The following is a 12,863-nucleotide window of genomic DNA, read 5'->3' on the forward strand; positions in this document are numbered from 1 at the left end:
TCTGCTGCGCTGGGGCTGGTTCAGCCGATGTTGTCGACTGCGGCCTTTGCGCGTGCGAGTGTCTGGTGCGCGGTGGAGTCGTTCTTCTCCAGCGTCGTCTTCAGCAGCTGGATGATGCTCCGGACCTCCTGCGAGGCGCGGTTCCAGCGCTGCTCCTTGCTGTGGTACTCCTCGGCGACACCATCCGCGGTGAAATCCGCCATCGCCGCCTTGACCTGCGCATCACGCGCCGTGATCACCTGCTCCAGACGGCCGATCACCGCCTGGATGTTGCCCTGTGCCTCCGCCGATGCACCCGAGTCGTACGAACGACGGTCCATGCCAGCAGTCATCACAATCACTCCCCCTCAAAGATCTGTGTACTTCCGCAGCTACCGGGCTGTCAGCGGCCTGAGAAGCGGGCGGCGTCGAAGTTCGCCGCCGCCATCTGCTGCCGGGCGTTGTCGGCCTGCTCTTGCACGCCCGAGCCGAACGCCGTCTCCATGCCCGACTGGCCGCCCACAATCGCGGACAGCGCGCTGTTCAGCGCCGCCGTGATCTCGTCCGCATTCGACTTGAACGAGTCGAACGCCGCCTTGCCCGCGCCGTTGAACTTGCCCTCCAGCGGCTGCGCTGCCTGCACGAGCTGGTGGATCAAAGTCCCCAGTTCCGTACCCGACCCCTGCGACTTCGACCGAAGCGTCGAGAGCGTCTGCGCTCCCATGTCGAACTTCATCGGACTCCCCCTGCCAGCCTTGACGATCGTATGTACGGTCATGCCTATCAACCGGGTCATGGCCGGTGCAATTCACAATCACTATGTTATGAGCAGGGTGTGACAATGGCTCAAAGCTGCCGGGAGCCACACCCGTCACCTGCGGCGATGTGCTGAGCGCGGAGAAGCATCCCTCCACGGTGCCGGTCCGAGCGACCAGGCGCTCTCACTCGCCTTTCAAGTGCCGCATCAGGCGTTCGAAGTCCTGCCAGCCCGACAGGTCCGAGGGATCGCCCGGCAGGGGATAGTACAGCGCGGGGCGGGCCTTGGGGCCGAGGGGGACGGGCGGCTGAGAAAGGGGGGTGCGCCGGGCGCGGTCGCCGGGCATCTGGTGGACTTCCTCCGCGCCGAGCACGAAGGCGAAGGGGACGCCGGGTCCTTCGAAGTGGGGCGGCACGGCCAGGTCGCGGCGGGCTTTGCGGATCTGTATGAGCATCGAGGTGAGGCGGTGGCGGGTGGCGAGCAGTTCCGCGGCCCTGGGCAGGGCGTCCAGCGGAGGTTCTTCGTCGGGCCCGTAACCGAAGGTCAGCGTGACGTATTCCTCCACGCCTGCCTTCGTGCGCTTGACGCGGATGGTGGCGAGGCCGGGCCGGTCCGGGCTGCCGACCACCACGAACCAGGTCGGCGCAGGTGCCCGCTCGTAGGCGATGTCGGTCAGCTGGCGTGGTGACCAGGGGAGGGTGGCGGGTTCCGCGGTACCCCATCCGGCCGGGGGCTCGCCGGTGAGTTCGCGCCATATCGCTTCCAGCGCGCCGCCGAGTACCAGGCGTTCTTCCGCGGGGTGGGTGGTGCGGAAGGTGATGGCCAGCTGGCGCTCACCGGTGACGGTGACTTCCTGATAGGAGGCGGCCAGCAGAGTGCTGGGGGCGTCGGCGGTGGCGTCGGGCGACGCTACGGGGGCGAACATGCCGTCCTGCCAGGACAGTACGGCTCCGTTCAGCCCGTCGTAGTAGCCGTCGCGCTCATCCTGTAGGACCCAGCGGGAGGGCCAGTTGCTCAGGCTGTCGCGTATGGCAGGGGAGAGTGTGGTTCCGGGTGGGGTGACGATCTGCAGGCCGAGCTCGGCGTTGGCGGCTGTCTGGTACGCGTGCGAGAGCCAGGCTGTCATGGCGACCACGGGGCGGTCCTGGATGACGACGGCGATCTTTTCGGTAAGGACGTCGACGGTGGCCTGACCAGCGGCCGGGTCGGCGGGGGTGGGTGCGACGCTTACGCCGTCGGTCTTGACCACGGCCAGGTTGCGGGCGGCTTCGGGGGGCCAGGCGGAGCCATCGGCCAAGGTGGCCAGCCGGGCGGCGAAGGTACCCGCGAGGCGTTCGGCGTGCTCGACGCCGGTGGTGGCGCGAGCCTCCGTCCACCAATACGGGACGGCGGGTGGGGTGGCGCCGAGGAGCCGTTCGGCTTCGCCGGGGACGTGGACGAGTAGTGGGGCCTCGACGCAGACGAGTGGCCGGCCCTCCTCGTCGCACAGGCGTATGACGGCTCCTTCGCCGGTCGTGTCGACGAGATTGTCGGGGCCGCCGGAGAGCAGGCCCGCGAGCATGGTGGCTGGGTTGGGCATGCGCTGGGTGAGGGCGATGACGTCCTTGGTCATGTTCTCGTCTGGTCCTTCGTCTGGCGTGGCATGGATGCCGCGGCTCTCGTGTGCGTGTGCGGGGAGGACTCTCCCTAGTACGTCACTGGGCGGTGTACACGGTCTGGATCAGGCGGTTGGGCTGGCCCCTGCGGATGAGGACACCGCGACCTGGCGGCTGCTGGGAGGCATAGACGCCGGGGAACAGCTGGCCTTCGCCGCGGTCTCCTGCCATGAGGAGCGCTGAGGAGCCCGACTCGCGCAGGCCCTGGACCAGGGGTTCGTAGATGCCGCGTGAGGCGCCTGCGACGCGGCGCGTGAGGACGAAGTGCAAGCCGATGTCCACCGCGGACGGGATGTACGGCAGGAACGGAGCCAGCGGTTCCTGGCCGGCCGTGGTCAGGATGTCGTAGTCGTCGACGAGGACCACGATCCGCGGACCGCCGCCCCAGCTGCCCGGCTCCAGGTCCTCAAGGCGCGCACTGTCATCGGGCAACCGCTTGTCCAAGACAGTGCTGATACCAGCGGCGAGGCCCGCGCACAGCTTGGCGTTGTACGCGTAGCCGCCGTTGAACTCCTCGGGGATCGCGCCGCGCAGGCTGCGCCGGGGGTCCATGACGGCGAAGACCAGCTCGTCCTGGCTGTAGCGCTCGATGAGGCCGCCGGCGATGGTCTTCAGGAGATTCGTCTTGCCGCATTCGCTGTCGCCGAGGACCAGCAGGTGTTGGTCATGCTGGAACAGGTCGAGCAGAACAGGGTCGAGGGCCGTCTGGTCCAGGCCGATCGGCACCCGCTGGGGTTCGGCGACCGTGCCTGGCAGGAGATGGGGCTCCAGGAGGTGCGGCAGCACCCGGACCGGCTGGGCGACCTCGCCGCACCAAGTGGCGCGGATCGTCCGGGCCGCACGCTTCAGAACTGCCCCCATGTCTGCAGTGTCGGCGAGTGAGTCCGTACGGGGAAGCGCGACCTGCGCGAAGAGCTTGCCGCCGGTTAGGACGCGGCCGGGCTCGTCGGGCGAAAGGGTCGCTGCCAGCTTGCTGTCGATGCTGGACTCGCTGGGGTCGTTCAGCCGCAGCTCGACGCGGGTGCCGAAGTTCGACTGGACAGCGATGCGCACGTCGTTCCAGCGGAGCATGCCCGCAACCACGTGGATGCCGTAACCACTGCCGCGTTGAAGGATGTCGGCAACGGCGTCATCCAGCTCCTCGAAGTCGTCGCGCAGCGCGCCGAACCCGTCGATGACGAGCACGATCTCGGCGGAGGCCAGCTGCGGCAGCCGGCCCGCCGCGTGCAGGGCACGCAGCTGCTCGACGGAGTCGATGCCATGCGCGCGGAAGAGGTCCTCACGGGCCGCGAGCATGTGCCGTACCTCGTCGACTGTGCGCGCCACCCGCTCACGGTCGACGCGGCCCGCGATACCCCCGACGTGCGGCAGGCTCGACAGGGCCGCCAGGCCGCCGCCGACCAGGTCGAGTCCGTAGACGCCGACCTCCTGCGGAGTGTGGGTCAGCGCGAGCGAGAGGACGAGGGTGCGCAGGAGCGTCGTCTTGCCGGACTGCGGGCCGCCGATGACGGCGGCGTGACCACCCGCCACCGTCAGGTCCAGGTACCACTGGCCCTGCCACTGCCGAGCCGGATCGTCGAGCAGGCCGAGTGGCACCTCCAGTGGGCCGCGGCGCCCCGCGAGCTGCATACCGCGCGCCCCGACGTCCAGAGGGCCGGCGACCTTGTCCAGGGCGATCGCGTCGGGCAGCGGGGGCAGCCAGATGCGGCGCACCGGACCAGCGGCGCGCGCCAGCTGCTCGACCATGACGCCCAGCTCGGTCGGCCCCATCTCGCGGCGCCGCACCGCAGGCTCCTGCGCGTCCACATCCTCCTCGGTGGAAAGGGTGTTGAAGGTGTCATAGGGCAGGGCGAGGGGCCCTGCGTCCTCGTCGTCCTCGCGGTGCACGGGGCCGCGGTAGGCGCCCGAGACATAGCTCGCCTTGAAACGGTCGTAGTGGCTGGTGTCGACCTTGAGGTAACCGAATCCAGGCAGCGGCGGCAGGTGGAAGGCGTCCGCAGTGTCCAGAACCGTACGGGATTCATCGGCGGAGAAAGTGCGCAGGCCGAGCCGGTAGGAGAGGTAGGTGTCCAGGCCCTTGAGATGGCCGCCCTCGATGCGCTGGCTGGACAGCAGCAGGTGCACGCCGATCGAGCGGCCGATGCGGCCTATGGACAGGAAGAGGTCGATGAAGTCAGGCTTGGCGGTGAGCAGTTCACCGAACTCGTCGATGACGACGAACAGGTGCGGCAGCGCCTCCAGATCGGGCCGACGGCTGGCGCGCAGCGCGGCGTAGTCACCGATGTCTGCGATGTTGCCCGCGTCCTTGAGGACCTGCTGGCGGCGCTTGACCTCGCCGGCGAGCGAGGCGTGGACGCGCTCGACCAGACCGGCCTGGTTCTCCAGGTTGGTGATGACACCGGCCACGTGAGGCAGGTCCGCGAACGGCGCGAAGGTCGCACCACCCTTGTAGTCGACCAGGACCAGCGCGAGGTCCTCAGGCGGGTGGGTGGCCACCAGAGCGAGGACGATGGTGCGCAGGAGCTCCGACTTCCCCGAGCCGGTGGCGCCGACGCACAGACCGTGCGGGCCCATGCCGAGCTCCGACGACTCCTTCAGGTCCAACAGCACCGGCTCGTGCGAGTCGTTGATGCCGATGGGTACGCGCAGGAAGGCACGTTCGCCGCGCGGCGCCCACAGATGCGAGAGGTCGAGTTGCGCCACGTCGTCGACGCCGAGCAGCTCGGCGAAGTCGACGGGCCCGGTCAGGGGGGCGTCGGTGAGCGATTCGGCAGACAGACGCAGCGGTGCCAGCATCCGGGCAAGGCCCCCGGCGAACGGGATGCTGACCTCGTCCACGACGCCGTGGGCGCTGACCGGCTCCTGCTGGCGCAAGTCCTCGATGAATACCTGATCGCCGTGGACGGTGATCCGGACGCCGACATGTCCCGGCTCCTGGACCCGATGTTCGAGCAGGTGCAGGACGGTCACGCCCATCTCCCGAAGGCCGACCGCCTCGTCAGGGCGCGGCAGGTCGACGGCGTCCTCACCATGCCCGTCGGCGACGACGAGTAGCCGGGACGTCATGGACAGAGCATCATCGCCGGACAGTCCGCGGCGCACCTCGGCCGCGTAGGAGGCGCGCCGGCGCAATTCAGGGCCGATCTGCCGGGCGAGCTGGAGAGTCGAGGGGGCGATACGGCGAGCGGCGACGGGACCGTCGTACTGCTCTGTGTCGAGCAGATGCGGCATCCACTTGGCCCACGCCCAATCGTCGAGCCGGTCCCCGGGCACGGCGAGTGCCATCGCCACGTCGTCGGGAGCGTGCGTGGCGGCGGCCTGGACAAGCAGGGCGCGTGCGACGCGCAGACAGTCCTCGCGCGGGCCGATGACGCTGACGTTGCCGACGCGGTCGAGCGGGACGGTCAGCGGGAGTTCGGTGCCGGTACGGAAGCGGGCCATCAGCGCCGACGCCTCATTGAGCATGAACCGGTCGGGCGGAGTGAGGACCGACGACCCCTGCTGAGCAATCTGCAAATCGCGCACAGGCATCTCACCGGTGCCGACCCGCACGCGCAGGAAGTCCCCATCAACACGGCGGCGCTCCCACAGGCGAGCCGGATCGCGCACGATGTCGTACAGGGCGGGCGGGGGAGGGTTGAGGACGTCGGCGCGCTCACGCCTCTGGCGCTCTTCGGCAGAGAGCTCCTCGCGCAGATCCTCTAGGTAGGCGAGATACGCCTCGCGCTGAGTGCGGCGGGTGCGCTGCGCCTTGCCACGCTGCGAGAAGACCAGCGCGACGGAGCCCATGACGGTGACGACGAGGATGATCGCCCCGAGCCCCGCGAACTGACTGTTGCGCACCACCGTCATCATCACCACGGACGACATGACGCCAGCGACGGGCAGCAGCGACATCGCGATGTTGCCCGCCTTCCCCTCGGGGAGGTTGGGCGGGGCCTCGATGACGCGCGCCGCGGAGGCGGCCGGAGGCCGGGTGGCCCTGGCCGGGCGGTGTATCAGTCGGGTACTCATCGTCGTCCGTCATTCACGATCGGGCTCGGCATCTGGTCAGTGGCGCTGCTGGGAGAGGGAGAGCTGGAAGACGTCCGCGGCGAGGCGGGCGGCGGCTTCCCTGGTCGGGTGAGCCAGCAGCTCGGGATGGACTGGCCCACCGGCTGCCAAGTGCCGGTCATACGGCAGAACCTGGACGCTTGCCCCGGTGGACGTGAGCCTCTGGACGGCCTCGCCAAGGTCGACTCCCGAGTGGGGTACCAATTCGGTGAGCACGACGACCGTGCCGGCAATCACATGCCGCGGCAGCCCCTGCATCCACTGCAGCACCGAGAACGTACTGGTGACGCCTTCAGGCGTGGCGGGCGTGGTCAGAACACGGCCATGAGCGGCGGCCAGTGCGACCCGGGCGACCTCGGCGGGCAGCGTCTCGCAGTCGATGACCATCACACCGAAGTAGCGCCGCAGCGCGACCACGGCCCGCTCGTACGCCCGGCTGTCCAGCTTCACGCCGATCTGACCCTGACTCGCGGGCAGCAGCCAGGCGTTGTTGGGCAGCTGGACGAGATAACCGGTGACGTCGAGCAGCGACATGTCCGGCTTGACGATGTCCGCGATCTCGCTGGTGGTCCAGCGCAGCGTCTGGGCGCCGAGCCGCAGCGGCAGCGAGCCGAGCGCCGGATCGGCTTCCAGGAAGAGGACCGGGTCCTGCCGGTAGTGCGCGTACGTGGTACCGAGCAGCGCGGCGACGGTCGACTTTCCAGAGCCGCCCCGGATGGAGGTGACGGCGATCTGCCGACCCGTCGTCACGGGCTGCTGCAGCACCGCAGCGGTGCGGGTGATCTCGGCGACCTCTCGCGCGGCTGACGAGGAGAGCGTACGGCGCAGGGCACGTGCGGCACGCGCCGCGAACGACTCGCCGTGCCGCGGCTTGCTGCGTAGCGTGCCGACCAGGCCCTCGTCCACCACGGGGCGGGAACCGGGAGCGCTCTGGGGCTGGGGGCCCGGGGCGTACGCAGCCGGGGTCTGTTGCTCCTTCCGCTGTTCCTGGTACCCAGCCTGCTGTGGCCAGCTGCCCGGATGACCCGCCTGTTGCTCCTGCCCCCGGTACGGGTAGCCGGCCTGCTGCGGCGCGCCACCGCCGTGGGCGGTGCCTGGCGCCTGGGTTCCTTGCGGGGGAGGGCGGTACGCCTGCCCATCGGGGCCCTGCGCACCCTGGTGGGCACCGCCTCTCAGGTCGCGCAATACGTCACCCTGCCAGCCGTCTCCGCTCGGCATGCCTGCCTCTCACCCCCAACTGCTGCCCCGCCCGGAGCGCCTGCACATCGATTCAGAACTGGTTGAGCAGCTGCCCATATACACCGAACACACCAAACGCGAGGGGGAAGAGCCCCACCATCCCGATGGATTCGACCAGATCGCCCACGCGCCTCAGCCGCACCTGCACATGCTCGGGCACCTTCACCGCCAAAACGGCCAATGGCAGCACCGCAGCCACGCACAACACAGCCAGTGGCCCGACGCCCCCCGCTTGCTCCATCCACCACGTCACCAGGCGCACCACCAGGCACGACGCGGCAGCGAAGAGCGCAACAACCTCAGCGACCAGCGGGAACGCTCGCGCCCTCGACACCAGCACCACGACAACGAGTGCTGCCAGCACCACGGTCCATACGGTCGGCTGCTCAGCCAGGGTGAGGAGCCAGCCGGCGGAGGCTGCCGAAAGCGCGGTGACGATCGTCGAGAGGGCAAGGCCGCGGTGCGTCGCCGCAAGCGCGGTACCCACCTGGTGACGGCTGACCGAGACGCCACCCGAGCGGCGGTCATCGAGCGCGGTGAGCCCCGACGCCATCAGAGCGAGCCGAGGCAGCAGACCAAGCACTACCAGCGAGAAGACAGCCATGACGGCACCGAGCCGGGCCGGATCACCCTGAACAGCGGCTACTGCTTCCCACGCAATGGCGAGCGTGGCAGTGGTCACCGCACCAACCAGCCCACCCTTGCCCAGCGGAGAGAAGTAACCAAGGGACATAAGAGTCACGACCAGTGCGCCCGCGACGGCAGCAAGCCGAGCGGTGCCCGGCCAGCCGAACGCATCGGCAGCCGTCCACGCGGTGAGAACACCAAGCCCGCCGGCGGCGAGTAGGAGCGCGGTCGCCAGTCCCCGGTTTCCACGTCCGATCTTGGCGACGAGCGCACCGGCAGCCAGGAGCACAGGCGATACGACTGACAGTGCACCAACGAGGGCGCCGAGCGGGAACTCACGGCGGGCGAGCAGCGCGGCGATCACGGCGAAGGCGACGGTCGCCACACCCGCAGTGGCCCGGCGCGCAGCGGGACGCCAGCGCCAAGCACGCAAGTCAAGGTCGTCAGTCACCTGGTCGGTCACGTCGTGCACAACGGGAGCGGGCGGCGCAGAGTGCGTCGTGACGAGCCGGAGCACGGCGCCGTCGGCTATCCCGGCCGACGCGAGCGTGCTGTCGTGCGGTAGGACGGAGCCGTCGGACGTAATCAACTGCCGTGCTGTGGGCCTCGATGCGGGCCGATCGCCCAGCAATGGCAGGACATCCGGTATCAGCTGCCCTATTGGCGTGTCGGAGAGCAGGACGACATCGGCCCGGCGTCGCTCGCCGACCAACGTCACTCGGCTCAGTTGCCCCAGGGAACTCGCTGCTCTGCTCACCACTTACCGGAACCTATCATCGCGAGGTTGACGAAAATTTTGGTCAAACTGGACATGCTCCCACCCTGGCTCAGGGTCAGGGAACCCTCTTCCCGCCACGGGGAGCTCTTCGCGCATTCCCCAGGAATGCAGCAAACTCTGTCCGAATCTGATCCGCGGGGCTTCTAGGGTGTCGCCGACCTCGTTGGCTGTTCGTATTGCTGCATTTGACGCTGCTGCTTCTCCTGCTCAGCCTTCTGTGTGGCCAGCGTGTGCTGAAGGAACGACCACCCCACGCACCCCGCACACAGGACAGCCGTGATCGCGATGCCCGCGAAGACCTTCCCCAGCCGTTCGTCCGCCGTGCGTCGCCCCCGCTGCGCACCGAACAACAGGGCATCCCGCAACCTGCGGCGGCGTACCGCCACCGACTCCAGCAGCTGACTGTCGTAATCCCGCGCCATTCCCTCGCCCCGTCGCCTCAGTCGTCCGCCGCATCAGTCACGGCCGATGAACCCTCGGCCGTCAGCGGCCGCACGCTGGCCGCTGCTCCGGGGTCCTCCGCCTCGCATGATGGCGCATTTCTGCGTCCGTCGTCGCGCAGCCAGTCTGGGCACGAAGACACACTGTTCACAGGGTATTTTGCTAAATATGTCGTATCAGAATCAGCCTGGCTGGAACGCGCCGCCCAACCCCCAGCAGGGTATGCCGCCGTACCCTCCTGGCTCCTACCAGTCGTATCCCATGGCCCAGCTGCCCATGCCGGGATCGGTGCGTGCCGCACGGGTGTTGGCGTATGTCGCGGCGGGGCTCGCCGGGCTCGGAACGGTGGTCGCCGGGGCGATGGCGGGTCCTGCCGGGGCGGGTGCCGCACTGGGCTCTGCGATACCGGTCATCGGCGTCTTCATCTGCGCGCTGCGCTTTGCCAGGTCCGGAAACGGCGCGAAGGTCACAGCGATCGTCTTCGCATCGCTCATGATCCTTTTTGGCCTCGGCGCCTTGGGACGCGGCATACCAGCCGGCACCATCCAGCTGGGCCTGGGGATTGCCATCGTGGCAACGCTCTCCCAGCGTCAGTCCGGCGACTGGTTCCGCCGCCCACAGCGCTGACGAGCAGAATGCGCCGCAGATGACCGCCCACGTTCGTGCGATCGGTCTCCGAGATCCGGAGCCGTGCCGACCAGCTTCAGCTGAAATCACGTTCTACCCGTTGCCGAGCCGTCAACGGGGACTGTCCAGAGCCGTACTGTCCGATCTTTGGACGCGGTCGCGAGCAGCGAGCCGTCCGGCGAGAACGCCACCCCACTGACCGCGTCGCAATGGCCGGTGAGTGCGATGCTGATCGGCTCGTTCCTACCGTCGTCTCGCGTCAGCCATACGGTCTGGTCTTCTCCTCCAACGGCCAGCGAGCACGCGTCCGGTGAAAATTCAAGAGCTCTGACTGGGCCGCCGATGCTGGTGAACGGGTGCTCAGCCTCAGTGTGTTCGAGAGTGTCCGCACTCCAGAGACACACCTCGCCTCGAATCCCACCTACGGCCAGCACACTGCCGTTCGGTGAAAACGCTATGGCAGTGGCAGAGGAACCGGCATTGGAGAAAAGGCTCAGGTCGTTCTCATCATCGGCCAATTCCCAGAGCCATACCTTCCGGGCCTCTTCGATCGCAGCCAGAAGCCCATCTGACGAGAACGCCACCGACACGATCTTTGCACCGTGACCGCTGAGCGGTAGGCGGACAGGATCCTGTGTGGCCGTGTCCCAAAGGCGTACCGTACTGTCGTCCCCACCCGTGACCAGCACTTTGCTGTCTGGCGAAAAGGCCACCGATCTGATTGACCCAGTGAGGACGCCACTCAGGTCACCGACGGGCTTACAAGTCGCGGTATCCCACATCCGCACCGGTTTTCCGGCGTCGACGGCAGCCAGCAGGCTGCTATCTGGCGAAAAGACCAGCGACCTGATCATGCCGCCACGCTCTGTGAGTCTGCCTCCGATGGGCTCGCGCGTGACGGGGTTCCATAGCTGAACCGCCCCGTCATCTGCGCCGGTGGCCAACAACCGGCCGTCCGGTGAGAAGGCAACCGCTCGGGCGCCCTGTCCACAAACGAGCGGTGGCAGGGAGACGTGGTGCCCCCGCTGCAAGGTGTAGTGCACCGCCTTCGCGGCAAGCGATGATTCCGGGCTCGGTTCATCGTTCTCAAGCGAGAGAGGCGGCATGCTCGGCTCCCTCGCCGCCGCACCTGGTGCGCCGAGAAAGTCCAATGCGGTCGGGTGCCACAGGGCAACTTCTCCATCGGCTCCACCGGTTGCGAGGAAACTACCCTCCGGTGAAAACGCTGCCGCGAAGATTGGGCCTTCGTGGGATTCGGGCGCCTCGGCGAGCGTCGTCGGCTCGCCATGCCTCTGATGCCACAGCCGCAGCGTCCCATCAGGGCTGCCCGCTGCCAGTGCCCGGGACTTATTAGGGGTTCCGTGTGCCAGCGTGTAGACAGCGCTGCCGCTCGCGCTGATCTGAGTCGTTTCGGTATGCGGCTTCCGTACATCCCATAGATATGTCGCGCCGTTCGCATGCCCGACAGCGAGGGTGAATGCAGTGCTCGCCATCGTGTATACGGGGCCGTGCTCGGTGAAGAACGTCTCGGCGGGCCCACCCACTGGCCGATCCCACAATTTTACAGACCCGTTAGCGGCGCCGACTGCAAGGTATGCACCAGGGAATGCCAGCGCCATCACCGGCCCACCATGCCCTTGGAGTGCCTCACCAGCTGGAGCCAGGGTGTAGGTGTCCCACTGCCGCACCACCCCATCTGCACCGCCGGTGAACACGCGGGTTCCACTGCCCCAGAACCCCACGGTGTAGACCGCCCCCTTGTGCCCGGTGATTGGATCGCCGACTGGCTCCCGCGTGTAGGCGTCCCACAGACGTACCGTGCCGTCTGCGCCGCAAGAAGCCAAGTAGCGCCCTTCCGGGGAGAAGGCCACTCCGTAGACCGGCCCATCGTGACCAATGAGTGGGTCCCGGAAAGGTTGTAACTCGCCTCCGCCTCGCACCGACCTGGTGTCCCATAGCTGAATCCTCCCGTCTGCGCTGCAAGTTGCCAGGAGAATCTCGTCCGGAGAGAAAGCCACGCCATAGTCCGCGCGGCTGTCGGCAGGTACCGGCAGGCCGTATTTGTCGCGGATGCGGATGGGCGCGGCGTATGGCGATGTCACCTCAGTACTTGGGGGGAGCGGAGGCTCCGGGGCTCGGTGCTCCTCCACCTGTGTAGCAAGGGCGGGTCTCACGGCCGCGGAGGGCTGCCGACGCCTCGGCCGCAGGGCTACCGCGGCGGTCCACCAGGTACGCCATTCGTCGAGCTCTGGTGCTCGACGTTCGGGCGGTATGCACTCTTCGCCATATTCATCCCAAGACATCAGGGTACGTACCATCAGGATTAGGTTGTCCATGTTGACGTGCCGACCGTTGAAGGCGGCGCTCTGGGTTGCGATCGGCAACGCCGCCTTCGCGCCGAACAGCTGCTTCGCGCGAGCCTCGATCGCACGCAGCGACGGCTTGCCTCGTTGCGCCTTGAGCCGCGTCAAACGGTTCCCTAAGTCCGCGAGCGCGTCTTCGTAACTGCCCTCTGTTATCCCTTGTAGCGACATGTCCCTTGCCCCGTTGAGTGGTGCTCTGCAGGTTAGGCCGTTGCCGGCGTAAGACGGGTGAACTTTCCTGAACAGGGCCGAACAGACGGTGTTCGGTTGAACTTCGCTTCCCCTGAACGATCGTGCTCTACTGATCAGCTTGTTGCAGGTTCGTTCGATCTACGCAGGTCAAC

Annotated in this window: 9 protein-coding genes; 1 reads left to right on the forward strand and 8 read right to left on the reverse strand. The window is 67.8% G+C overall.

The annotated features are described in order from the left end of the window. Window positions 1-20 precede the first annotated feature (20 nt). The 7 genes from ACFY12_RS25085 to ACFY12_RS25115 form a co-directional block, all read right to left on the reverse strand. Window positions 21-332 carry a pore-forming ESAT-6 family protein gene (locus tag ACFY12_RS25085; RefSeq protein WP_390718127.1) on the reverse strand — a complete coding sequence of 104 codons (312 nt, stop codon included), beginning with the start codon at window positions 330-332 and terminating at the stop codon, window positions 21-23. 50 nt (window positions 333-382) lie between these two features. Then, complete coding sequence (locus tag ACFY12_RS25090; RefSeq protein WP_390718128.1) at window positions 383-715, reverse strand: hypothetical protein; 333 nt, start codon at window positions 713-715, stop codon at window positions 383-385. Window positions 716-920: 205 nt separating this feature from the next. After that, window positions 921-2,348 carry a DUF6177 family protein gene (locus tag ACFY12_RS25095; protein ID WP_390718129.1) on the reverse strand — a complete coding sequence of 476 codons (1,428 nt, stop codon included), beginning with the start codon at window positions 2,346-2,348 and terminating at the stop codon, window positions 921-923. 82 nt (window positions 2,349-2,430) lie between these two features. Continuing rightward, on the reverse strand, window positions 2,431-6,405 hold the full coding sequence (eccCa, locus tag ACFY12_RS25100; protein WP_390718130.1) for a type VII secretion protein EccCa: 3,975 nt from the start codon (window positions 6,403-6,405) through the stop codon (window positions 2,431-2,433). Window positions 6,406-6,441: 36 nt separating this feature from the next. Then, a complete protein-coding gene (locus tag ACFY12_RS25105; RefSeq protein ID WP_390718131.1) occupies window positions 6,442-7,662 on the reverse strand; it encodes a MinD/ParA family protein in 1,221 nt (406 codons plus the stop codon). Window positions 7,663-7,714: 52 nt separating this feature from the next. Further along, on the reverse strand, window positions 7,715-9,070 hold the full coding sequence (gene eccD, locus ACFY12_RS25110) for a type VII secretion integral membrane protein EccD (protein ID WP_390718132.1): 1,356 nt from the start codon (window positions 9,068-9,070) through the stop codon (window positions 7,715-7,717). A gap of 161 nt (window positions 9,071-9,231) precedes the next feature. Beyond that, entirely contained in the window at window positions 9,232-9,510 is a 279-nt protein-coding gene (locus ACFY12_RS25115) for a hypothetical protein (protein WP_390718133.1), read from the reverse strand. Between the two features lie 280 nt (window positions 9,511-9,790). Between ACFY12_RS25115 and ACFY12_RS25120 the strand changes: the two genes are divergently transcribed. After that, entirely contained in the window at window positions 9,791-10,156 is a 366-nt protein-coding gene (locus ACFY12_RS25120) for a hypothetical protein (protein WP_390718134.1), read from the forward strand. Between the two features lie 86 nt (window positions 10,157-10,242). Here the strand turns inward: ACFY12_RS25120 and ACFY12_RS25125 are convergent, their stop codons facing one another. Then, entirely contained in the window at window positions 10,243-12,627 is a 2,385-nt protein-coding gene (locus tag ACFY12_RS25125) for a WD40 repeat domain-containing protein (protein WP_390718135.1), read from the reverse strand. Window positions 12,628-12,863: the final 236 nt, after the last annotated feature.

Source organism: Streptomyces sp. NPDC001339, assembly GCF_042895955.1.
Classification (GTDB): domain Bacteria; phylum Actinomycetota; class Actinomycetes; order Streptomycetales; family Streptomycetaceae; genus Streptomyces.